The sequence below is a fragment of the Paenibacillus sp. FSL R10-2199 genome, assembly GCF_038000235.1.
GTDB classification, from domain to species: Bacteria; Bacillota; Bacilli; order Paenibacillales; family Paenibacillaceae; genus Paenibacillus_AQ; species Paenibacillus_AQ phytohabitans.
The window spans coordinates 3,990,874-4,013,192 of sequence record NZ_JBBOBO010000001.1 but is presented as its reverse complement, the minus strand read 5'-3'; the positions used below and the strand labels follow the sequence as shown (position 1 = coordinate 4,013,192).

20 protein-coding genes are annotated in these 22,319 nt (G+C 52.8%); 2 read left to right on the top strand and 18 right to left on the bottom strand.

Features of this window, described 5'->3' with window-relative positions; all coding sequences use genetic code 11:
• Positions 1-2 precede the first annotated feature (2 nt).
• The 5 genes from NYE33_RS17190 to NYE33_RS17170 all read right to left on the bottom strand — a co-directional run bounded on the left by NYE33_RS17190 (position 3) and on the right by NYE33_RS17170 (position 4,566).
• Positions 3-1,061 carry a FecCD family ABC transporter permease gene (locus NYE33_RS17190; protein WP_039301612.1) on the bottom strand — a complete coding sequence of 353 codons (1,059 nt, stop codon included), beginning with the start codon at positions 1,059-1,061 and terminating at the stop codon, positions 3-5.
• A gap of 251 nt (positions 1,062-1,312) precedes the next feature.
• Positions 1,313-1,624, bottom strand: coding sequence for a hypothetical protein (locus NYE33_RS17185; RefSeq protein WP_039300260.1), 312 nt, complete (start codon positions 1,622-1,624; stop codon positions 1,313-1,315).
• A gap of 122 nt (positions 1,625-1,746) precedes the next feature.
• Positions 1,747-1,968 carry a hypothetical protein gene (locus tag NYE33_RS17180; protein WP_039300264.1) on the bottom strand — a complete coding sequence of 74 codons (222 nt, stop codon included), beginning with the start codon at positions 1,966-1,968 and terminating at the stop codon, positions 1,747-1,749.
• Positions 1,969-2,121: 153 nt separating this feature from the next.
• The gene (locus tag NYE33_RS17175; protein ID WP_042138675.1) at positions 2,122-3,816 is read right to left on the bottom strand and encodes an oleate hydratase; all 1,695 of its coding nucleotides are present in this window, start codon (positions 3,814-3,816) and stop codon (positions 2,122-2,124) included.
• A 135-nt stretch (positions 3,817-3,951) separates the two neighbouring features.
• Positions 3,952-4,566 (bottom strand): TetR/AcrR family transcriptional regulator C-terminal domain-containing protein, encoded by a 615-nt coding sequence (locus NYE33_RS17170; protein ID WP_336103077.1) that lies wholly within the window; start codon positions 4,564-4,566, stop codon positions 3,952-3,954.
• A 152-nt stretch (positions 4,567-4,718) separates the two neighbouring features.
• Between NYE33_RS17170 and NYE33_RS17165 the strand changes: the two genes are divergently transcribed.
• The gene (locus NYE33_RS17165) at positions 4,719-5,654 is read left to right on the top strand and encodes an aldo/keto reductase (RefSeq protein WP_341066758.1); all 936 of its coding nucleotides are present in this window, start codon (positions 4,719-4,721) and stop codon (positions 5,652-5,654) included.
• A gap of 12 nt (positions 5,655-5,666) precedes the next feature.
• Here the strand turns inward: NYE33_RS17165 and NYE33_RS17160 are convergent, their stop codons facing one another.
• Both NYE33_RS17160 and NYE33_RS17155 read right to left on the bottom strand, forming a co-directional pair.
• Positions 5,667-6,395: a metallophosphoesterase family protein gene (locus NYE33_RS17160; RefSeq protein ID WP_231575177.1), complete on the bottom strand. Its 729-nt coding sequence runs from the start codon at positions 6,393-6,395 to the stop codon at positions 5,667-5,669.
• Between the two features lie 200 nt (positions 6,396-6,595).
• Positions 6,596-8,176, bottom strand: a complete 1,581-nt coding sequence (locus NYE33_RS17155; protein WP_341066756.1) for a sigma-70 family RNA polymerase sigma factor — start codon at positions 8,174-8,176, stop codon at positions 6,596-6,598.
• 309 nt (positions 8,177-8,485) lie between these two features.
• Here NYE33_RS17155 and NYE33_RS17150 point away from each other — a divergent pair, with 309 nt between their 5' ends.
• The gene (locus NYE33_RS17150) at positions 8,486-10,663 is read left to right on the top strand and encodes a YDG domain-containing protein (RefSeq protein ID WP_341066754.1); all 2,178 of its coding nucleotides are present in this window, start codon (positions 8,486-8,488) and stop codon (positions 10,661-10,663) included.
• A 331-nt stretch (positions 10,664-10,994) separates the two neighbouring features.
• On the opposite strand, the gene NYE33_RS17145 is transcribed toward NYE33_RS17150, so the two are convergent.
• The 11 genes from NYE33_RS17145 to NYE33_RS17095 all read right to left on the bottom strand — a co-directional run bounded on the left by NYE33_RS17145 (position 10,995) and on the right by NYE33_RS17095 (position 22,304).
• Positions 10,995-11,546, bottom strand: a complete 552-nt coding sequence (locus NYE33_RS17145; RefSeq protein ID WP_076243381.1) for an RNA 2'-phosphotransferase — start codon at positions 11,544-11,546, stop codon at positions 10,995-10,997.
• Between the two features lie 634 nt (positions 11,547-12,180).
• Positions 12,181-12,936 (bottom strand): RNA polymerase sporulation sigma factor SigF, encoded by a 756-nt coding sequence (gene sigF / locus NYE33_RS17140; RefSeq protein ID WP_039300284.1) that lies wholly within the window; start codon positions 12,934-12,936, stop codon positions 12,181-12,183.
• Positions 12,937-12,947: 11 nt separating this feature from the next.
• Positions 12,948-13,403, bottom strand: a complete 456-nt coding sequence (gene spoIIAB / locus NYE33_RS17135; RefSeq protein WP_039300287.1) for an anti-sigma F factor — start codon at positions 13,401-13,403, stop codon at positions 12,948-12,950.
• Positions 13,400-13,753 carry an anti-sigma F factor antagonist gene (spoIIAA, locus tag NYE33_RS17130; RefSeq protein WP_042138682.1) on the bottom strand — a complete coding sequence of 118 codons (354 nt, stop codon included), beginning with the start codon at positions 13,751-13,753 and terminating at the stop codon, positions 13,400-13,402. The genes spoIIAB and spoIIAA overlap by 4 nt, the downstream gene beginning before the upstream one ends.
• A gap of 185 nt (positions 13,754-13,938) precedes the next feature.
• Positions 13,939-15,180, bottom strand: a complete 1,242-nt coding sequence (locus tag NYE33_RS17125; protein ID WP_445669783.1) for a D-alanyl-D-alanine carboxypeptidase family protein — start codon at positions 15,178-15,180, stop codon at positions 13,939-13,941.
• Between the two features lie 140 nt (positions 15,181-15,320).
• Positions 15,321-15,746 carry a hypothetical protein gene (locus NYE33_RS17120; RefSeq protein WP_052421953.1) on the bottom strand — a complete coding sequence of 142 codons (426 nt, stop codon included), beginning with the start codon at positions 15,744-15,746 and terminating at the stop codon, positions 15,321-15,323.
• Positions 15,747-15,845: 99 nt separating this feature from the next.
• Positions 15,846-16,871, bottom strand: a complete 1,026-nt coding sequence (locus NYE33_RS17115; RefSeq protein WP_076243382.1) for an acyltransferase family protein — start codon at positions 16,869-16,871, stop codon at positions 15,846-15,848.
• Positions 16,872-17,144: 273 nt separating this feature from the next.
• The gene (locus NYE33_RS17110) at positions 17,145-18,107 is read right to left on the bottom strand and encodes an ABC transporter ATP-binding protein (RefSeq protein WP_341066750.1); all 963 of its coding nucleotides are present in this window, start codon (positions 18,105-18,107) and stop codon (positions 17,145-17,147) included.
• Entirely contained in the window at positions 18,104-19,081 is a 978-nt protein-coding gene (locus NYE33_RS17105) for an ABC transporter ATP-binding protein (RefSeq protein ID WP_042215690.1), read from the bottom strand. Before NYE33_RS17105 ends, NYE33_RS17110 begins: the two co-directional genes overlap by 4 nt.
• Before the next feature lie 214 nt (positions 19,082-19,295).
• Complete coding sequence (locus NYE33_RS17100; RefSeq protein ID WP_076243384.1) at positions 19,296-20,579, bottom strand: M20 family metallopeptidase; 1,284 nt, start codon at positions 20,577-20,579, stop codon at positions 19,296-19,298.
• 120 nt (positions 20,580-20,699) lie between these two features.
• Positions 20,700-22,304: an ABC transporter substrate-binding protein gene (locus NYE33_RS17095; RefSeq protein ID WP_179093475.1), complete on the bottom strand. Its 1,605-nt coding sequence runs from the start codon at positions 22,302-22,304 to the stop codon at positions 20,700-20,702.
• Positions 22,305-22,319: the final 15 nt, after the last annotated feature.

The window sequence follows — 22,319 nt, the reverse complement described above, 5'->3', positions numbered from 1 at the left end:
CTTTACAGCTCCCTTCTTTCTTTGCGGGCCAGATACAGGAAGAATGGAACCCCGATCAGCGCTATAATTGCTCCTACTGGCGTTTCATGCGGCGGGTTGATCATCCGGGCAGTCAGATCCGCCCCTACCACGAGCAATGCACCCAGCACGGCGGAGCAGGGAATAATCCATCTGTAATCCACACCTACAAGATAACGTGTCAGATGGGGAATAATCAGCCCGACAAACCCTACCGCTCCTACTACAGCCACCGAAGCGCCAGCCAGAATCAGGACGACTAAGGCCCCGGCCAATTTGACCAGACCGGTTCGCTGTCCCAGTCCTCTGGCGATATCTTCCCCCAGACTGAGCATCGTAATGGAACGGGACAGGATAATCGCCCCGATGAGTGCCGCAATCACCCAGGGAGACATGACCTGAAGCTGGAACCATTTCGTTCCGGCCAAGCCGCCTGCATACCAGAAGGCGAGGTCTTGTCCGATTTTGAAATACAGCGCCACGCCTTCACTGAGCGCCGAGAGCAGCGCACTGAAGGCGGCTCCGGCCAGTACCAGCCGGGCGGGGGTAAGTCCGCCTTTGGCCAGTGAACCGATGCCATAGACGATACCTGCTCCCGCTCCGGCCCCGATGAAGGAATATAGAATAAGATACATAAACGATAAATTCGGAAAAAAAGCAAAGCAGACGGCCAGCGCAAAACCCGCCCCCGAGTTAATGCCCATCAGCCCCGAATCCGCAAGCGGATTGCGGGTCATTCCCTGCATGATCGCTCCCGCCACTGCGAAGCTGGCTCCGACCATCACGCCGCCGAGAACCCGCGGAAGCCTGAGCTCGCGGATAATCTGATGCTCTGTAATATCCGGATTGAAGTGAAAAACTGCTGTCCACACGACAGAAAGCTTAATATCTGCTGCCCCAAACGATACTGAAACAGCGATGCCCAGCGCCAGCGCAATCAAACCGCCAATAAGGATCAGCGTTGCCGCCCAAGGGCGCGAACGTAGTTTGAGCGGTTCTGCTCTCTGATCAAGCCCATTCCTGGACACTGCCTGTTGATTCATGACTGTCACCCGTTTTCTATGAAATTGATTCTCATTATCATTGTAATATTGTAAATGAATTTGTCACTGTTTGGCAATGGACAAATATAAACCTGTACATAGAAAGTCTCTAATCATCCATTTCGCGCAGGATATCCGGCATGAAAAAAGACAACCTGTATCCTGATTACATCCGCAGGGGATGTATCTGGAGAGTCAGGTTGCCTTGTTCCATTGCTGCTGAATAGGCGGGAATGTCCGGGGCTTTCGCACTATACATTCTGAAGCGTACCGCCGAATAGTCTGCGGATATATCCCTGCAGCTTGCCGATATGCGGCACGAAGGTGCTTTTGTCATACACATAATTAGACTGGCTGACCAGCTGTGAATAGATCAGAAACAGAATAGCTGCGAGCTCGCGGTCAATCTGCTTCTCATGCTCGATCAGCAGATACGTTTCATCCAGCGCCTCGTATAACTGAAGCAGGGCAGCTTCATTAATGATTTTGCGGCGCAGCGGTACAATAATATCCGTGGCAATAGCGTCAATCCGCAGAATTAAGGCTGCCAGTCTCTCGTTCACGCGGTTCCCCTCCTGCTGTGACTGAATGGTTAAAGCGCTTGCTTAATACCATCCTATGTCAGCCGGACCTTGAGCATGCCTTGAGCGGCCGGAACCCATTCTGCTTATCTATGTAATTCTTCTTACCTTGTGTATTCCTCGTACTCATCTTTCTGGTTATGCCTCGAATACATGTACTCATCGTTCTTCAGCTTGTACATCTGCCCCATCCCGCCAAATATGAACAGCAGTACTACAAGCAGTGTGTAGGCATAAGTGAATTGATTGAAGTAGAAGCAAAGCACAACTGCCGCTATAATCAGCAGCAGCAGTCCGAGACCTATACGGCTTAAGATTTTTCTCATCAGGGGTTCCTCCGCAGAAATTTTAGTCTTACTTTACCATGTTCTGCGGGCGGATGATGTCGAAAGCTGGCGCTATACAAACAGGGGATGTCCCGGGCAGCCGCTTCCCGGCTCCGGTACATCCCCCTGCTATATGTTATGCTTTTACACCTTTTATAGTAATTTGGAGATCACCGTTCCGGCCAGCAGCTGTCCGAGCGTCTTATCCAGCGGCAGCGGCTTGTTGCCGAGGCAGGTTCTGAGCGCGGTCAGCAGCACCCGGACATCATATTTACTCGGATGGACAGGAATCACTTCTTTTTCCAGCGCCAAAAGATTGTATACTGCCATCATCGCGGAGCGGACCGAATATTCCACGGTAAAGACGCAGTCGTCCGGAACTTCGGCAAACTGGCCGAGGAAGGCCAGATTGGTGCTGCCCTGCGGAACCACCTGCGGGCGGTCTCCTGCGACACGCGGCATGAACTGTGAAGTGATATAAGGCATCATACAAGGAATAACATTGGTCGTATGCTCCAGAATCTCCGGAATGCGGTTCTTCAGACCGATATGGTACATCAGCTCCTCCAGAAGCTCGCGTCCGCTGCAGTCACTCATTTTCTTCTTAATATAGTCGCCTTCGGCATCCGGGAATAATCCGTAGGCCCAGAGCACCTTCACATTCTCCGGCTGGTTAATGAAATGCGGCTGCTTCGGTGCGGTCCAGGACATCATCCAGCTGGAGTCTTTGATGGTCACAACGCCGCCCATACCGGGAGCATCCCCGGTCAGCTCAAGCAGATACGGGAATACAATATCGTCATCGGTAAAGGTCATCGTAAACGACAGCCACTTGGACTTGTCGATGTCCCCGCAGAATACTTCCGGGTGGCCGAAATCCGGAGATTTCGCGGCAAGCTTCTCCCAGAGGCTCCAGCAGCCGCGCTCCGTAACAGAGCGGTTCAGAACCGCCGGATGGTCCAGATCGCCCAGGGTCGAGTTCTCTGTCATCGAGCCATTGGTGACCATAACCAGATCTCCGCGTGCTGTTGAGAGGGTCTTTGGCTCTCCGTTCACGAGCAGCTGGATAGCGGTTACTGTTTTCTCTCCGCCTGTGAAATCAAGCTCCAGATCTGTTACCTGATGGCCTTTGTCAAAATTGACCCCCTGGCTTTCCAGCCATTTCATCAGAGGAAGAATCAGTGAATCGAACTGGTTATATTCGGTATGCAGGATTCCCTTCAGCTGGTTCATCCCGGAGATCAGGTGCATAAAGCGCTCCATGTAACGCTTCACTTCAACTACACTATGCCAATTCTCGAAGGCGAACATCGAGCGCCAGAAATACCAGAAATTCGTCTCCAGGAAAGTCGGGTCAAAAAACTGCTCAATCGTCACCGCTCCGAGTCTTTCTTCGGTCGCCAGGGTCAGCTTGCCCAATTGCAGCGCATGCGCAGTGGAGAGTCCCAGCGTTGAGAAATCGGCGGGCTGCCCTTCCTTTTCTACCAGACGGCAGTGGGATTCGATCGGTTCTGCCAGATTCAGCTCACGGAATTCATCCAGCACCGTCCGGTCCGGATTGGTTAATGAGGGAATGAAGCCGAACAGCTCCATGAAGCATTCAAAGTGCTCTTCGATCTCACGTCCGCCGCGGGCGCTGTAGCCGTCCTTCGCATTCCCCGCCCCGTCCATCGACCCGCCATAGACTGCTGATTGCTCAAGGATATGAATATTCCGTCCCGGCATATGGCCGTCACGGATCAGGAAAGCGGCTGCCGACAACGAGCCGATCCCCCCTCCTACGAGATATGCCTTACGTGAAGCGATGCCTTCCTGTACCAGCGGATGAATTCTTTGATATGTACCCATATGTCCTCTTCCTTCCATGATCAGGGGATAAGTGCCTGCTAACTGCCTTCACTATACCCACCGTGAACATTGAATTCTATGGACAGCTTGGCGCAACTGTACAGGGATTACACATCTGCCGCAGATTGTGTCATTTCACTGGGCCGGATGGGCGGCGGCAGCCTGATAGTGTTCCAGGCCCCGGGCGATGCTTCCTTCCATAATCCGGGCTACCTTCTCCACCATTTCGGCCGGGTCGGTATTTGCCCCTGCTTTGAGCCAATGGATCACTTGTTCAAGGATAGCCAGTGTGTAGAAATCGGCAATGTCCTCCCTGGCCTGGCTTCTCCCCTGTTCCGGAATCTGCTCTTGTCCTTCACGGGCCCGCTCCTGCCCGTCCAGTTCTTCCACCACCCTGATCATGACGCCATAAATAACTCCGTACAGAAACTGCTCCAGATGCTCGCGTCCAAGTGAATGAAAGGTGTTCAGACAGATGGTTTTGTTGCTCACGGTGTACCGCAGGACACTTAGGAACCCCTGCTTCCAGCCGGCACAGCAGCGGTAGGGCTCCAGATCTTCAATTACCTCTGACCTGTAGACCCAGCCGAGCAGCTCGTAGATATCCTGAAAATGATTATAAAAGGTATGCCGGGTCACGCCGCAATCCGCTGTAAGCTGCTGGATCGTAATCTTGTTCAGCGGCCTTGCGAGCATGAGTTTTTTGAGTGACCGGGCTAAAGCGTTCTTGGTTAAAAGTGAATTGGACATTACTTCCCCCTTACTGCAGTAGAAACTTAACCTGATTTCTGGATTTACTGCATTGCTTAATAGGCTTCAAGGTTCTACAATACGGTGTATATGTTCCAATTATAACCAATTAAGAGCAGGTTTTCATAATAACCTTACGGGAGTGGATACGCTTGAATACAAGAAGGTACGGCAATACGGGCAAGACTGTGTCGGAGGTTGGCTTCGGTGCCTGGCAGCTGGGGAATAAGAAGGATTGGGAGGCTATGGAGGATCGTGCAGCGGTCTCTCTGGTCCATGAAGCGCTGGAGCGCGGGATGAATTTCTTCGATACCGCCCCGGGTTACGGGCACGGTGCCAGTGAAACCCTGCTCGGGACCGCCTTATCCGGCAGACGCTCCAGCGCTGTGATCAACACCAAATTCGGCCACGGGGCGGATGGCAGCACCTGCTTTGATGCGGACCACATCCGTGCCTCCGTCGAAGGCAGCTTACAGCGTCTGCAGACGGATTATGTGGATTCCGTGCTGATTCATAATCCGCCTTTTGAGCTGCTGGACGGGAAATACGGCCACTACCACGAACTGGACAAGCTAAAAGCCGAAGGAAAGATTCTCTCTTATGGGGTTTCGGTCGATTCCGTGCCGGAAATGCTGGAGGTCATCCGCCATACGGATATCGGCGTTATGGAGGTTATGTTCAATATCTTTTACCAGGAAACGGCGGAAGCTTTCGGGCTGGCCCATGAGAAAAATATAGCGATCATCGTCAAGGTCCCTCTGGACTCCGGCTGGCTCTCCGGCAAATATGACAGCAGCAGCACCTTCGAAGGGGTAAGAAGCCGCTGGTCGCCGGAAGTGATCGCGAAACGCGCCGCCCTGATGGAGCGCATCCGGTTCATAACGGACGAAGAGACGACCATGACAATGGCTGCCCTGCGCTTCATCCTTGCTCACCCGGAGGTCACCACCGTGATTCCCGGAGTACGCAGCAGCGCACAGCTGGCCGAGAATATATCCGCAAGCCGCGAGGGGATGCCGGCGGAGCATGTGGTGAAGCTGAAGGAGCTGTGGGACAAGGAGATCCGGGATCAGCAGCTGGGCTGGTAATCGCGGCTGCAGTTATTCTTTTTCGCCAAGCCGGACTGAATAGGTCTTATACCCGTCTTCATTTATCTCCAGACAGTTCAGCTGCTCTCCATATACACAGCCGCCGTCAATGCCAATCTTGTCTCCGTGCGGGCTGAACCAGATTCCTGCCCCGTCCTGCAAATCTACCGTGGAGGTATGTCCGAATACAACCGTCTTCGCGGTAGAGGTTATCGGATGATTATAGAACGGCTCGCGGATCCAGATGAAATCATACTCCCGCTGGCTTGTCCAGTCGGCAAGGGAAGGATCAATTCCTGCGTGAACGAACACATGAGTGTCCGTTTCATAATAGAAAGGCAGCGTACCCAGGAAATCCAGATGCTCCTGATACTCGCGGCGCATATAATCCTTCATCTCCGCATACTCCTTCCAGCCTGAATCCGGGCGCAGCAGGACCGAATCGCGGCCTCCGCAATAACTCAGCAGGGTATGAAATCCCCCATTGGTAATCCAGTGGGTATCGCGCTTGTCATCCTCACCCGCCAGCGCATCACACGCCATCTGATCATGATTGCCCCGCAGTACGACAACACCGTGCTCCTCCGCAAGACGTTTCACCTGCTCAACCACCGCCCTGCTGTCCGGCCCCCGGTCCACATAATCGCCGAGCAGAATTAACTGGTCTTCGGAGGGGATATAGTTGGCTCTGCGGAGCAGCAGGTTGAATTCCTCCACGCATCCATGAATGTCACTGATCACTAATGTTCTGATACTCGTTCCCTCCTCCTCTTCTTAAGATACTTACACTCAGAATATTAATTATACTGATAAAACCGGATTTCCGCACGGACCGGCTGCTGAAAACCGGTAGTAAGCAGTTATGATACAGCGGCCTGCAGAAAAAAGAGGCTATCCCGTTCAGCCGGGAAACCTCTTCATCCAATACTATTCGCTCTGTGTTACGTTCTGACCTGCACCGGTAATTCAGCAGCGCTGTCCCAGCGCCAAGGCACCTCATGCCCCTGCAGATGCAGCCCGCCGTACCATTCATCTACACCTTGCATGCTCACTCTATCCGCTGTTCCGGCCAATACCCGCTCCCCCAGCTCTGACAGAATAACTGTACGCTTCAGGAATTCCGGTACTTCTCTGTAATCTGTAATTTCTGCCGTACCCTCAATAATAAGGAGAGGATGCTCTCCAGCCGTCAGCGTGCGAAGAACCTTCCAGTATTCCACATCTCCCATTCCCAGCTGGTGCAGTGCATCTGTAACTTGACGGAACAGCTTCAGAGGCGTATCTGCCCCGCCAGCCGCAGCCTCAAGTGTTGTCTGTTCGACAATACCAAGACCGTTATAAACGGAAGGCAGACGCGAGAGATGAAGCTTGAAGGCGTCATAGGCAAAAGAAAACGCGGATTTGGACAGCTCGGGCTTACTCTCCTCCAGGAGCTGTGCCAGCTGCCGGGGATCTGGAGATGCATATGCCTGCCATAGCCTGCTCCCAAGCTGCAGCTCCTCCGTGCCGATATTCTGCCAGGTTCCGGACAAGGTCTGAAGCTGTTCTGCCGTAAGCTGGCCCAGGCCATGGAACAGCTCAATTCCGGGAAATTCCCCGATGCAGAGCAGACTCAGCTTCGTGCTGCCCAGCTTCCGGTTGCTGAACCAGTGCAGCAGATAGGCCAGCATACTCTGGTCGAACAGATCATGCTCAAACCACAGGACCACTTCATCATACTTGTGGAATCCGCTGAGCATGCGTTCCTGCTCCTCACAGCCCTTCATATATTCTTCTGCCGGAATTCCCAGTGTGGCCTGCAGAACCTCTGCCCGCAACTGCCGTTTCTCCTGTGCCGCCGGATCCATGAATATCGGACCCGCCGTGTAGATTTCTCTCCATACCAGCACATCCCCTTGGACAATCCCCTGCTTCAGCTTATCTCCAACGAAATCACCGTTCACAATATGCAGCATACGCTGTCCTCCCTCTTGTAACAGATTAAATGCGGCCGCAAGATCTGCCACAGGAAAAGCCCCCTTCAGCTTGCGTCTGCCGTCATACAGCCTTTTCTTCAGCGTTCCGGCCGGAATGCCCAAATAAACGGAAATCTCCTGAAGCGAATAGCCATAGAAGTAGAACAGCTGCAGCGGTACCCGCAGCCTGGCGGACAATTCTGACACCGAGCTATGCAGCACCTGTGTCCATTCTCTGCGTTCGGCAATTTCCTCAACACCCGGAGAAGACACGGCGACATGCTCTGCTGCCTCTAGAGGCAGCAGTGTTTGGCGCCTGCGCCGCAGCAGCCGGTGGCACTGCCTGACCACAATGGTTCTGAACCAGCCCGGAAACGCCGCCGGCTCCTGCAGACTCCCAAGGTTCATATACGCCTCGATGAGGGCCTCCTGTACCGCGTCTTCCGCCAGCTGAACATCTCCCAGCATATTGTAAGATACTACGTAAGCCATCCCCCGGACATGCTCTGTCAGCTGCCTGAAAGCTCCGGCGTCCCCCTTCTGTGCTTCTTCAATCCACTGCAGCATACGCCTGCGAACCTCATTTCTGTATTTTCATCTGTTCTAAGGATAAGTGCCATTCCGCGCGGAAAAGGTTACAAAATATTGTTCATGATCCGGGTTAGCCTATCTATGCTACACGATTATATTTTATTGACCAGTGTCAGGTTTATATTTCGATAAATTAAATTTATACAAATTAATTTTATTCTAATTAATTTTTAACAATGTGTGATACTATTATTTCATTTAGCAAATCTTGGAGGCCGGGAGGATATTCAAGCGATAACACTCGCCTATTCATCGGAGACAATACAAATTTCAGGAGGCATAACATTGAACCCTAAACCCGGCAGGCTTCTTCTCTCCACACTAATGATAGTTACCGCACTTTATTCTTCTTCGGCTGGAACAGCTTTTGGCGCGGCAGTACCTTCATTAACAGGCATCACAGGCCACTGGGCTCAGAACGAAGTGACGGACTGGGTTGAAAAAGGGTTCATTCAGGGATACACCGACGGCAGCTTCAAGCCGGATAACAGTCTGAAAAGAACCGAATTCATGGCGCTGATTAATCGAGCGTTTGGATTCACTGAAACGGCGGCTGTCTCTTATACGGATCTGTCTTCAAGCAACTGGGCCTACGCTGAGGTTGCCAAAGCAGTCAAAGCCGGATATATCAACGGGTATTCAGATGGCACAATCGGTACAGGCAAGACCATCAGCAGACAGGAAGCCGCAGTGATCATCAACCGGTTATTGAAGCTGGATGCAGCCCGGACCAGCGCTCTTTTCAGCGATTCCAAGGATATTGCCGCCTGGGCTCTCGGCTCGGTTAATGCAGTAGCCTCTGCAGGAATCATGAAAGGGTATTCCGAAGATAACAGCTTCAAGCCCGGCAGGGATATTACACGCGCGGAAGCAGTAGTGTCCTTAATACGGACCAAGGCCATTGAGGCTGCTCCGGCCAGTACACCGGATAATACCGGCACGTTCACCCCTTCGGCAACTGCCTCACCGGCAGCCAGTCCAACCGCTTCACCGACTGCTACACCTTCACCTGTCCGGAACCCCGATATTCCTTCTGTTCCAACGGCCACACCTGAACCTGTCTCCACACCTACAGCAACGCCAGAACCGGAAGCTACAGCAACACCAGAACCTACAGCGACTCCGGCTGTTACTTCCGATCCGGCAGATACGACAGCCCCGATCCTTACGGGTGTAACTCTTGGAGCGGTTACTGTAGGAGAGAATGTATACGGGACAAGTAACGAAGCGGGTTATTTGTATCTGGTTCCTTCCACTGTAGCAGTGACCCCGACGGGTCTGGAAGATTCCGTCCAAGCTGCGCACGGGACAAAGCTGGCGGTAAGCGCCTCTGTCTACTCCCCGCTGAACACGCAGGGTCTGCCAGCTGATCATTATGTCGTGTATGCTGTAGATGACTCCGGCAATATTTCGGTTCCTTCAAGCATTATTGAGGTTAAAGCCATTGAGTTGACCCTGGATGCTCCGGTCTCACTGACGGAATCCAAAACCTATGATGGTACCTCCACCGCAGCGGTAACCGCAAGTCCTCTGCTCGGCGTGCTGAGCGGTGACGTGGTAGAAGTGCATGCCTCCGCTTCTTACAGCAGCGCGGCGCTTGGGGTTAACAAGACTATAACTGTTGTCTATACCATAAGCGGAGCCCAGTCAGCCAGCTATATTACACCCGCTCCATATACCGTCCATACGGGAATTATCTCGCTGAATCAATTAACCATCGAAGCTCCGGATTTGACCCTCGCCAAGTTCAAGGACGGAACAACCATAGCAGCTGTGACCCCTGGTCAGCTCATTGGAGTAATCCCCGCGGAAGATGTCAGTGTGATCGCTGTTGCCAATTATGATACCTCTGCAGTAGGTACGAACAAAACCATAACTGTAGTCTATACACTCAGCGGACCAGATGCCGGAAATTATATTGCACCTGCGAACTACGTCGTGAACACAGGTGAAATTGACCGGGATCAGATCACACGCTCCAGAGTCTATGATGGAACTACTGCGGCGGTAGTGGTTGCTGGTGCTGTGACCGGAATCGAACCTGGTGATATCGTCACAGTAGAAGGTATTGGTGAATACAGCGATGTCAACGTGGGTACGAATAAAATCATAACTATTTCGTACATTTTAACAGGTCCAGACGCTGGCAATTATCTCCCGCCTGTTAGCTACACCATAAGCACGGGGATTATCACCGCCTTGCAGTTAGACATTACCCCGCCAGCCATCACGGAGTCCAAGCTCTTTGACGGAACGCTATCAGCGCAAGTCACTCCAGGCACTCTGATTGGAGTCCTTCCGGGGGATGATGTAACGGTCAGCGCAACGGCGGCCTACAGTGACGCTGCTGTGGGCAGCGGCAAAATCATCACCGTAGTCTACACCTTATCCGGGGAGGATGCCGCGAACTATTTGGCACCAGGGAATTATATGATATCCACAGGTGTGATTGTAGCGCCTTAGGCAGAGATATTATGAACACTTGTTAAAAGATAAAAGCGTCCCGCGAGCCGTGAACAGGCTGCCTGGGGCGCTTTTTGATGTTGGGAATAGTAAATCGCTTGCCCGATGGTTTGCAGTGACCCAATTACGGTATATGCCTGGGAGTTAGGAGTATGGTATATGCTTGCTTAATTGCACTCTGTACAACTAAATTGTCTGATTTACAACCGATTCTTCGTTTAGTTGTATTTCGTACAATTAAACTGCCTGTGTAGATTGCTTATCACCTATTCGGGCAGATTTAGTTGTACAGATTACAGTTTTTTGATGCAGGTATCCCTTTTCGCTGTTTTTAATTGTACATTCTACAACTATCGATGAATTCAGGCGGGATGTAGTCCGCTAACCAGATATTATGATTGCCGTGATAAAACTTGATTCCTTCGTTAGCTGCCTTCCCGGCGTCGATTGTTAAGATCACAGGATTGGAATCTTTCCGGCCTCCAACCAGCTTTGCTGTTTCGGTATCCACTGAGAAATGCACATACTGTCTCTTCATTGGTTTAAGCCCATCAGCCAGAATCGTCTCCACCCATTGCCTGGCTGTCCCATGGTACAGAACGGGGGGTGGGGTTTCATTCTGCTTAATTATCTTTTGAGGCACAGAGTGACCATATAGCGCCCTTATCCTGCCCTCCACAATCTCATGCCGCTGTTTAGCCGAACCCTCTATCATCTTAGCCAGATCATCTGCAGTTACTGAATTCCATTGTTGCTCAAGGTGCAATGCATTTAATAGCTGCTCCATCTCTACAAAGCCCTCATCATCTAATTCCAGTTCATATTCCCAAGGCGCGTGACGCAGTGCATATGAAACCTCTTTGCTGAGCTTCGAATAATCCATATCAGACCTCCTTACCAAAACGCCTCATAGGCGTCAAAGTAACATATATGATTATGAGTTTATCATATGTAACGCTGCCAACATAATAATACGCATGGCCATATGTGATCCTTCATCCGGCGAGGAGGACTGAAATTCCGCTATTTCAGCTAATCAGGCAGATTTGCGGAGCACGCGGACTCAGAATCCGTTATGTCTGCTGTAAGCAAGTAGCTCTAGCCAACATTTTGGGCGGTGGAGGCAGAAGTTAGCTGATATTGATGACGGGGGCGGCTTAATAGAGAGATGGCTGTGACATCAGCGGAACAGGGACAGTTACATTAGCCGTGGCAGTGACTGTTGTGGCAGCCGTGACATCAGCGGCGAGAATGACTGGCGGTGGCGGTGGAGCAAAGGCGAACGTAGCGGTGGCGGTGCTACAATGGCAACATAAGCGGCGGCGGTTCCTTTGTCTTGGTCAGTCCTGTCCGCAGCAAAAAGCCGCCCCTCCCGAGGCGGCCGTCCTGCACCCGTCACTGTACATCCTCATACCTGATTCATGCTCAACTGTACTGCCAGTCCGGCCATCCTGACGGTTAACGCCAACGGCGGGGCTGTTTGACTGCTGCATCGCTGCTGAACCCTTGATTCCGGCCTACTGCGCGATCTGCTCGCGGATGTTCGCGAGAATCTTCTTCTCCAGCCTCGACACCTGAACCTGCGAAATGCCGAGGCGGCTGGCGACTTCGGACTGGGTCTGGTCGCGGTAGTAGCGCAGGTAGACAATCAGGCGCTCGCGCTCGGTTAAGGCGCCGATGGCCTCATTCAAGGCAAGCTTGTCGAACCAGCGCTCCTGCGACTCGTCGGCGATCTGGTCGATCAGGGTGATCGGATCGCCGTCGTTCTCGAAGACCGTCTCGTGGATCGAAGTCGGCGGCTTGTTGGCTTCCTGGGCGAAGACGATTTCTTCGGGCGTCACGCCCAGCGCCTCCGCCACTTCGCCGATGGTCGGCAGGCGGTCGAGCGTTTTGGACATTTCATCCTTCATCTTACGCACCTTATTGGCCATTTCCTTGAGTGAACGGCTGACCTTGAGTGTGCCGTCATCGCGGAGGAACCGCTGGATCTCGCCGATAATCATCGGCACCGCATAGGTGGAGAACTTGACCTCATAGCTGAGGTCGAATTTATCAACGGACTTCAGAAGTCCGATACAGCCAATCTGGAATAAATCATCCGGTTCATATCCACGGTTCATAAACCGCTGCACCACCGACCAGACGAGGCGGATATTGCAATTGACCAGCGTGTCGCGGGCCGTATTATCCCCGGCTTGACTGAGCGCGATTAGACGTTTGACCTCCGCATCGTCCAAATAGGTCGGCGGAGCTTTTTTTGACTCTGCATCCATGGCTCCAACCCCTAATTGTATAAAGCTTTTTTCGAGACGATGGTTTTCTTCATTGAAATGGATGTGCCGCGTCCCGGTTCACTGGTAACTTCGAATTCATCCATGAAATTCTCCATAATGGTAAAACCCATGCCCGACCGCTCCAGCTCCGGCTTGGAGGTATACAGCGGCTGCTGGGCCAGCTCCAAATCCTCAATGCCTCTACCCTGATCTTCAATCGTCAAATGCACAGTCTCAACATCAATGGAAGCGGAGATGCTGACCACTCCTGCAGGATCACTGTCGTACCCGTGGATAATGCAGTTGGTGACCGCCTCCGACACAACCGTCTTCAGGTCATTCAGCTCCTCCATGGTCGGATCGAGCCTGGAGACAAATGCCGCCACTACCACACGTGCGAATGATTCATTCTCCGACAGTGCGGCAAACTGGACGCTCATGAAGTTACGGGCTTCACTATTTGTCATAACGCAACCTCCAAATCCGAGAGTGCAGCGCTCTCGTTGTCATATAGGGGCATGATCTTGAACAGGCCCGACATTTCCAGCAGGCGCTTCACGGGTGCGGTGGCATCGCAGACTGCCATCTTGCCGCCCTTGCTGCGGATCAGCTTGTACCTTCCCAGAATGACTCCGAGGCCTGAGCTATCCATGAACTGCAGCTCCTTCAGGCTGAGAATCAGATGCTCTACCTGGCCCCGCATAATCGCTTCATCCATATCCATACGTACATAATCGGCTGCGTGATGATCCAGTTCGCCAGACAAACGGACGATCAGTACACCCCGGTGATGCTCCATCTCCACATGAGAATTCATCCTTGCCACTCTCCTCTTCGTTGCTTGGACAACCGCCCTGTACTACTTTCTTTCCCCTACAAGGACAAGGTTTTCTACACCGCAATTGAGGATTCCTGCCTCACGACAAAACTAGAAGAAAACCCCTAAGAACTTACATAAAGCATGGGACTAATCTACAAAATACAAGAAATTAATCGCTAGCTCTAATCAATCGTAAAAAGCGACCCCGTTGTACGCTTGAACAGCTTCCACCAGCCTGCCTTGGCTACAGCTTCGCCTGCTTTCAGCTCATATTCCTTCAGCACGTCAGTCCCCTGGTATACGACCAGCTTGCCGACAGTCTGATCTGCGGCCACAGGAGCCTTCAAGTGTTCTTCCAGCACCAGCTCATGCCGGATACCCTCCTGGGTAATTCCTTTTTTGAGTAATACACTGTAAGTTTCCTTCGCCGTCAGCGGCAGCTCTCTCTTCACGCCCTTCTCAATCTTCACTGTGCCGATGGGGTCCCCCGCCTTGTGAATCGTATGCAGCTTATATTGGGAAAAGAGGTAATCGAACATCGCCGACACTTCGCTGTTGCGTGTTTTGGTGTTCGGCTCACCCAGTACAACCGCGACAGCGCGGAGTCCGTCTCTGGCCGCGGTTGCGGACAGGCAGAACTTCGCTTCAGCCGTATACCCCGTCTTCAGGCCGTCAGCGCCTGTATAGAAACGCACCAGCTTGTTCGTATTGACCAGCCAGAACGGCTTGGCCGAATCCTTGCGCAGGTAATCCTGATAGGAGCCGGTATACTTGATAATCCGCTCATGCTTCAGCAGTTCCTGGCTGATTACGGCGATGTCATGCGCAGATGAATAATGATTCGCAGCCGGCAGTCCATTGCAGTTGGCAAAGTGGGTATCTTTCAGGCCTAAGGCTTCAGCTTTCTGGTTCATCAGATCAACAAAAGCGCTCTCCGAGCCGGCGATTTTCTCCGCCATAGCTACAGAAGCGTCATTGCCGGAAGCCATCGCGATGCCCTTCAGCATTTCATCCACCGTCATTTCCTCACCCGGCTCCAGAAAAATCTGTGAACCGCCCATCGACGCGGCATACTCACTGGTCCGCACTTTGTCGGTCAGCTGCAGTCTGCCTTCATCCAGCGCCTCCACGGTCAGCAGCATGGTCATAATTTTGGTGATACTGGCCGGCGGCAGCTTGTCATGACTGTTCTTCTCGTAGATGATCGTGCCTGTACTGGCATCCATGAGAATGGCAGAGCGCGCCCCCGGTGCCAGGTCAGCGGCCGCAGTACTTCCGGTATTGCCGGTATTGCCGGTATTGGCAGTACCTTTAGCTTTTTCTTCGGCAAAAGCGCCGGAAGCCCCTCCCAGAACCGAAACAGCGATGCACAGCGCAAGCGTTACATAACGAATTTTTCTCACAATGGTTCCCCTCCTGAACATTAACCTTCATTTCACAGGTACTGTGTTCCAGTTTCGTCAAAAAGGCAGGAAATTATTCCATTTTACGCACAAAAAAAGAAGCTTCTCCCGGTATCCTCGCAGATAATTGAGAGAAGCCCCTCTTAATTGCCTTATGAAAGTTAGCCTCCGATGGCCATTGCGCTGAAAATAACAGGTCCAACCACAACAGCCGTAGAATTGGCATCCTGATTCTCCACAATCAGCTGATAGTTCTGGACACCAGCCGGTGCATTGATATCTACCATATGCAGCGAGATAATGCCGTCGTCATTGAAGAAATCCTCGTACTCTGCCCGTGCATAAAAGATTTCGTGGCCTGCACGCCAGATGCGCACCAGGATATTCGGGGTATCCAGCGTAACATTTACGCCGATCGTTGCTTTGAGCTCTACTTTGTTCGGAAAATGGGCCGGAACTGCGGGATCAATATATACCGATGTTCCGGCAATCTGCACGCCAGCCGGGGAGATGGGGACCGGAATGGCGACCCCGTTAGTAATAGGTGTAACTACGGATGCATTATAGTCCAAAAGCGTTTTAACCATGCTGTATCACTCCTTTTCATGTTCTATTAAAGTATATGAACATTATGAAAAAGAGCTTGTGCACTTCTATTAGAACCATTGCCTATTTATCCGGCAGATTCACCCGTTACTAGAGACAGATGCTGCCTTGCCTGTCCGCTTAGCCGGAGGAACACCTGCTTTTCCCAGATAGAATCTCGATAATACCGGGTAACGCACAGCCCACTTGGCGGCAAGCAGCGGCACAATGACCCCAATTAATGTAAAGGGTACCAGCCCGTAATCCGCACCAAGCAGATATTTAAGACTGTAATTCAATGGCAGATGCAAATACATAATGGTGATGGTATTCCGTCCAAGGCTGCCCATCCAGCCCAGCGGAATCAGCCTTGCAAGCTGGTACACCGCCGCGCAGATCGTCAATGAAATCAGCAGCGGAACAGCCAGATCCAGCACCAGCGACTCATACTCTTTGTATTTCATATTCAGACTGTAATGAATGACGCCAGTCCGTTCCAGCAGCAGCACAAGTGCAGACAAAGGCAGCAGTACCAGCAAGGCCGAATAGCGGCTGATTAGCGCAGGTATGGCTTGTTTGCCATAGAACCCGATCGCATAATACGTAACAGCAAGCAGTGCAACATCGATGTTCCAGGGAAGATTGAAGTTCTTAAGCACGGTCAGGGAGATCAAATGGGAGACCAGGTAGGCGGAGGTGATCAGAAGAAATTGAGTTCGGCGGGAATATCTGACGATGTATCCAAAGAGCAATTGCGTAAACAGCAGGCAGGTAATGAACCAGAACACCCCGTAAGGACCGGTCAGCGACAGCCCCCCGTAGAGCAGCCTCGCTATATTTTCGGCAAACCCTCTAATATTGAAGCTGAACAGCAGCAGTACCCCTGCAATCAGGAGGCCGTAGGCAAAATAGGGAGTCATTAGCCCTTTGGTCCGTCTTGCGGCCCAGCCCCGATAACGCCCGGGATCGACCGGTTTAAACACCAGCCCGCTAAGCACGAAGAACAACGGCATCCGGAACCAGGACAGATAATGATTCGCTGCCGCATCGCCGGAATGGCCCATGACTACAAAAATAATACTGAAGCCCTTGGCCGCATCAATCCATAATTCACGTCTTTTTTCCACTTTCTCCTTCCATCTCCTCCCATTTCAGTTGTTATTTAATTATAATTATAGGTTGGTTCATGATTTATTTCAATTTTAAATGAAAAATTTCAGTGATATTTCTGAAAAGAACAGCACTTAACAACGGACGAACAACGTAGAAAATAAGGCGCTGCTCCTAGATGACACCCGAATCTGTTTCAGCTTGCCATACTAGGGCTAAAGTCTGACACACACCCGCGCACAGCAAGGGCCACCCGCTGCCGGATGGCCCTTGACTATACATTATATGCATTAATACAAATGGCAGGAGACCTGATGGCCCGAGTCCAGCTCGCGCAGCACCGGAGCCTCACTCTTGCAGCGGTCCATGGCATAGGGACAACGCGGATGGAAGGCGCAGCCGCTCGGCGGTGTCTCCGGATTCGGAACGTCACCGGTCAGGACAATCCGCTGCTTCTTTACTCCCGGACTCGGCACCGGGACTGCCGACATCAGCGCCTGCGTATAGGGATGCAGCGGCTTCGCGAACAGTGACTTGGTCGGTGCCAGCTCGACGATCCGTCCGAGGTACATCACTGCCACGCGGTCACTGATAAATTTCACAACGGACAGGTCATGGGAAATGAACATATAGGTAAGGCCGTATTGCTCCTGCAGATCCTGCATCAGATTCAGCACCTGGGCCTGGATGGAGACATCCAGTGCAGATACCGGCTCGTCACAGACAATGAACTTCGGATTCAGCGCAAGCGCCCGGGCAATCCCGATCCGCTGCCGCTGGCCGCCGGAGAATTCATGGGGAAAGCGGTGGGCTTGATAGGGGGACAAGCCCACCACCTCCATCAGCTGCTCTACCCGGCTTTTGAGCTCACTGGCCGGAGCGGACTCGTGTGTACGGAGCGGCTCCTCCAGTATACGCTGGACGGTCCAGCGCGGGTCGAGTGAAGCATAAGGGTCCTGGAACACCATTTGCATATCGGTACGGAACCTGCGCAGCTGTTCGGTATTCAGAGCGCGCACATCGGTGCCGTTAAATATAATCTCGCCTTCCGTCGGCTCTATCAGCCGCAGGATGGCCCGGCCGGTGGTCGATTTGCCGCAGCCGGATTCACCGACCACTGCAAGCGTCTCCCCCTGCCGGACGGATAACGTAATGCCGTCTACGGCTTTTACAGCGCCGACCTGCTTGGAGAAGAAGCCTTTGCGGATCGGATAATGCTTCTTCAGGTTGCGGACTTCAAGGATTGTGCTCATATGACTCCCTCCTGCTGCAGGATACAGCGGCATGTGTGTCCCGGCTGCACCTCAAGCAGCTCCGGAAGCTTCTCGCTACATCGCTCTACAGCCACCGGACATCGCGGCGCGAACCGGCACCCGGACGGCAGATTAGCCGGATTCGGCACCTGGCCCGGGATGGAGCTGAGCCGGTCCTCATCACCAGCAAGCTGGGGCAGGGAAGCCAGCAGTCCCCGGGTATACGGATGCAGCGGATTGCTGTACAGGGTAGCGACATCCGTCTCCTCCACGATCTGACCGGCATACATAATGACAACCCGGTCACACATCTCGGCGACTACGCCAAGATCATGCGTGATCATCAGAATGGACATGCCCTCCTTCTCCTGCAGCTCGCGCATCAGATCAAGAATCTGTGCCTGGATGGTTACGTCCAGTGCCGTTGTAGGCTCATCGGCGATCAGCAGCTGGGGATTGCAGACCATCGCCATTGCGATCATCACCCGCTGGCGCATGCCTCCGGAGAGCTGATGGGCATACTGCTGCGCGATCTTTTCCGGCCGGGGAATCCCAACCTTGCGCAGCATCTCCACCGCCCGCTCCGCCGCCTCCTTCTTGCTCAGCTTCAGATGGTAGCGGGCAGATTCAGAAATCTGGCGGCCGATCTTAAATACCGGATTCAGCGAGGTCATCGGCTCCTGAAAAATCATCGCAATCCGGTTGCCCCGGATGCCCCGCACCTCCTTCATCGACATCTCCAGCATATCCTTGCCTTCAAACCTGATGTGGCCGGAGGCGATCCGGCTAATCCGCTTGGGCAGAAGCTGCATAATTGACAGTGAAGTGATGCTTTTGCCGCAGCCGGATTCGCCGACAATGCCCAGCGTCTCCCCTTTGCGCACTGACAGACTGATGCCGTCCACCGCGCGGATTGTTCCGGCCGCTGTCTGAAATTCGGTGCATAGCCCTGATACTTCCAGCAGTTCTGTCATGATTGCCCCTCCTCTAACTTAAGATTTGAACTTGAAGCATAGTCGTCACTGCGGTGAACATTTGGACTTTCGGCCGCTGTTGTCCCCAGATTTCTTTATCCAATCCGCTGTTCGCGGTGGAAATCCGGTGACAAAGGCGGTCGCTATCGCTCCTACAGTTCCAAATTTCCCCTCCGTTTCTTTTCGCTTTTCGTTGATCTCATTAGTTTGCAAATCAGTTCTTTGTATCTTCCACACCCAGATATTTAAGTGCCGTCAGGGCATATACTTTCGCACATTGGATGATCTGCCAGACCGGTGCCTTCTCGTTAAAGTTATGAATCGTTGACAGCTCGGCCGGGCCGTATTGCAGTACAGGAATGTTATGCGTGCGGAAATGGCGGGCATCACTGGATGCCCATTGCAGCACACCGTAAGCTTCTTCCCCGCTGACTTCACAGATGCTCTCTACCAGATCGCTAACCACCGGCTCCTCATTCGAGGTCCAGTTGGCGTTGCCCTGGAAGCCGAAGCCCTTCACTTCAGATTCAATGCCTGCCTCCAGCAGCAGGGAACGGGCACGGTCAAGCACATCGCGGTAGTCTACGCCGAACGGTACACGGGAATCGACCTGGATCGTGCAGCGGTCCGCCACCACATTCACCTTGGTTCCGCCCTGGATCGTTCCGATATTCACCGTCACATGATCGAATACCTGATAGGCGATCGAGCCGTTCTGTTCGCGCTCCTTCACATAATCCTGCGAGATGCGGATAATCTCCTTCACTTCATCGGGAATATCGACTTTGATATCCCAGAGACGCTGCAGGGCCTCGATGCCCTTGGCCGCTTTAACAATCGCGCTGTCGCCGACAACCGGCGACAGGCTGCCGTGGCCCGGCGTGCCTTCGACGGTGAATTCGAACCAGCAGCTGCCCTTTTGCCCGATCGTCGGATTCAGCGGGCCTGACGGCTCGGCGATAACCGCTGCCGTTCCGCTGATCAAGCCGCGTTCCAGCACCCATGGCACTCCCAGATGGCCGCCGGTTTCTTCATCCGGCACGATCAGGAGCGACAAGTCGCCTTTGAGCGGAACGCCGAGCTTGGACAGCAGCGCTGTCACATAGATCAGCCCGGCCAGGCCGGCTTTCATATCGGAGGCCCCTCTGCCCAGCAGATAGCCGTCAACGATATCGCCGCAGAACGGATCGAAATCCCAGCGCGAGCGGTCTCCGGCAGGAACGACATCGGTATGTCCGCAGAAGATCAGGTTTTTGCCGGACGGCTGTTCAGCCCCTGTACCCAGTGTAGACACCAGATTCAGCATCGTATCGGTTGCCGGATGGATACTTGTATCAATGCCGGCCTGCTTCAAATAATCAATGATAAAAGCGCTGATGTCGCGCGAATCTCCAGGCGGATTCTCCGAGGGGAAGCGGATGAGCTGTGAGCACAGCTCCAGCAGCTGATCCTGCTCAGCATCAATCGCCGCCAGCACTTTGCTTTTCCAGTCAGTCATGGTTGTAATTCTCCTTTGCGTTCCCTGCTGCCTGCCCTGCGGCTGGCTTGGGGCTTTATGAATTTGATAAAAAGAGGGACAAAGCCAATGGCCCGTCCGCTCTCTTTTAGCCAAACCTGCTTATTCTGTAATCGAAAGCGGATAGAAACGGATAACTTCATCCGGGTAGAACGCATAACCGCTAATCTTGTTGCTCATGCCGACAATACGGTTGTACTCGTACAGATAAGCCCAAGGCGCTTCGGTTGTAATGATTTCCTGTGCCTGTTCATAGAGTGCCGTCCGTTTCGCTGCGTCTGTCTCCAGGTTCGCCTCATCCCACAGCTTGTCTACTTCAGCATTTGAATAGTTGATGTAGTTGGAGGAGCCTTTGCCGTACAGCAGGAAGCCGAGGTGGTAGCCCGGATCATTGACGAATGATGTCCATTTGGAGATATAAGAAGTAAGATTATTGGTCTTCTGCTGCTCCAGGAACTGGGCACGGGCCAGCTTGTTGATATTCATGGTTACACCGATTTTGGCCAGCTCCGCCTGAATCAGGACCGCATCATCCTCCCAGTCATCGAACCCGGAACCGAGCGTGAAGTCAAAGGTAAACCCGTCCGGATAGCCGGCTTCTGTAAGCAGCTCTTTAGCTTTATCCAGGTTGTGCTCATATACGTAGCCTGCATCGGTGAAGCCCGGCGTGTTGCTCGCCACAGAGCTCTTCATCTGCTTGGCCTGGCCGTACATTACCCCGCTCAGCAGCTCATCATAAGGAATCGCATAGTTGATCGCCTGACGGACTTTTACATTGTCAAAAGGTTTCACCTTGTTGTTCATTGCGAAGAACAGAATCCGGTTGCTCGCATTGGAGGCGACGGTCAGATCCGTGTTGCTCTGCAGGGAGGCAACATCCTTCGGAGGAATCTCGATCGCCATATCTACATCGCCTTTATCCAGCAGCAGTACGCGGTTAGAGGCTTCTTTGGTGAATTTCAGGGTTACTTTGCTGAGGTTAGGCGCACCCTGCCAGTAGCTCTCATTAGCGGTGAAGACAGCTTCGGTCGCCGGGTCCCACTTCTCAAGCGTGAACGGGCCGGAACCGGCAGCATTCGTTTTGAGGTAGTCGGCACCCTGCGCTTCTACAGTCTTTTGATCCACGATGGAGAAGGTGTACATAGCAAGAATCTGCAGGAAATTATGATTGGCGTTAGTCAGTGTAACTTCAACGGTGGAAGCGTCTTTGACCGCAACGGACTTGATATTCGCCATTCCATAGAGGAAGCTGCCGGAGCTTGATTTAGCCACACGGTCAAAAGAGTACGCAACCGACTCGGCATCCACCGGATTGCCGCTCTGGAAGCTCACGCCGGATTTCAGCTTGAAGGTGTACACCGTGTTGTCGGCGTTCACTTCCCAGCTCTCTGCCAGCATGGGCTGAATGTCTTCGGTGTTGGCGATACTTGCGCCATTTTCGGTTTTGATGCCGTAGGTGACCAGCTGATCATAAGCGGCAAGCACGAGTGTATCGGAGGTCAAATCGTTAGCTTCTGCAGGGTCGAGCGTAGTGCCGCCCTCGGAATAAGCAACCGTCAGATTTGACTTGGCAGCAGGAGCAGCCGTCCCTGTAGTTCCTGAAGCTGCTGTAGTAGCAGCAGGTGTCTGCGGATTGGCGCTGCTGGCGCATCCGGCAAGCATGACTGAAAAAGCGACGAGTGTGGACAATAGTTTAACTCTTTTCATCAGTAGTTCCTCCCT

What these genes read in the sequence shown, in the direction of transcription:
- NYE33_RS17190 (WP_039301612.1), bottom strand. Translation starts at nt 1,061, where the DNA reads ATGAATCAACAGGCAGTGTCCAGGAATGGGCTTGATCAGAGAGCAGAA.
- NYE33_RS17180 (WP_039300264.1), bottom strand. Translation starts at nt 1,968, where the DNA reads ATGAGAAAAATCTTAAGCCGTATAGGTCTCGGACTGCTGCTGCTGATT.
- NYE33_RS17175 (WP_042138675.1), bottom strand. Translation starts at nt 3,816, where the DNA reads ATGGGTACATATCAAAGAATTCATCCGCTGGTACAGGAAGGCATCGCT.
- NYE33_RS17170 (WP_336103077.1), bottom strand. Translation starts at nt 4,566, where the DNA reads ATGTCCAATTCACTTTTAACCAAGAACGCTTTAGCCCGGTCACTCAAA.
- NYE33_RS17155 (WP_341066756.1), bottom strand. Translation starts at nt 8,176, where the DNA reads ATGCTGCAGTGGATTGAAGAAGCACAGAAGGGGGACGCCGGAGCTTTC.
- NYE33_RS17145 (WP_076243381.1), bottom strand. Translation starts at nt 11,546, where the DNA reads ATGGATTATTCGAAGCTCAGCAAAGAGGTTTCATATGCACTGCGTCAC.
- sigF (WP_039300284.1), bottom strand. Translation starts at nt 12,936, where the DNA reads ATGGATGCAGAGTCAAAAAAAGCTCCGCCGACCTATTTGGACGATGCG.
- spoIIAB (WP_039300287.1), bottom strand. Translation starts at nt 13,403, where the DNA reads ATGACAAATAGTGAAGCCCGTAACTTCATGAGCGTCCAGTTTGCCGCA.
- spoIIAA (WP_042138682.1), bottom strand. Translation starts at nt 13,753, where the DNA reads ATGAATTCTCATGTGGAGATGGAGCATCACCGGGGTGTACTGATCGTC.
- NYE33_RS17125 (WP_445669783.1), bottom strand. Translation starts at nt 15,180, where the DNA reads ATGTTCAGGAGGGGAACCATTGTGAGAAAAATTCGTTATGTAACGCTT.
- NYE33_RS17120 (WP_052421953.1), bottom strand. Translation starts at nt 15,746, where the DNA reads ATGGTTAAAACGCTTTTGGACTATAATGCATCCGTAGTTACACCTATT.
- NYE33_RS17110 (WP_341066750.1), bottom strand. Translation starts at nt 18,107, where the DNA reads ATGAGCACAATCCTTGAAGTCCGCAACCTGAAGAAGCATTATCCGATC.
- NYE33_RS17105 (WP_042215690.1), bottom strand. Translation starts at nt 19,081, where the DNA reads ATGACAGAACTGCTGGAAGTATCAGGGCTATGCACCGAATTTCAGACA.
- NYE33_RS17100 (WP_076243384.1), bottom strand. Translation starts at nt 20,579, where the DNA reads ATGACTGACTGGAAAAGCAAAGTGCTGGCGGCGATTGATGCTGAGCAG.
- NYE33_RS17095 (WP_179093475.1), bottom strand. Translation starts at nt 22,304, where the DNA reads ATGAAAAGAGTTAAACTATTGTCCACACTCGTCGCTTTTTCAGTCATG.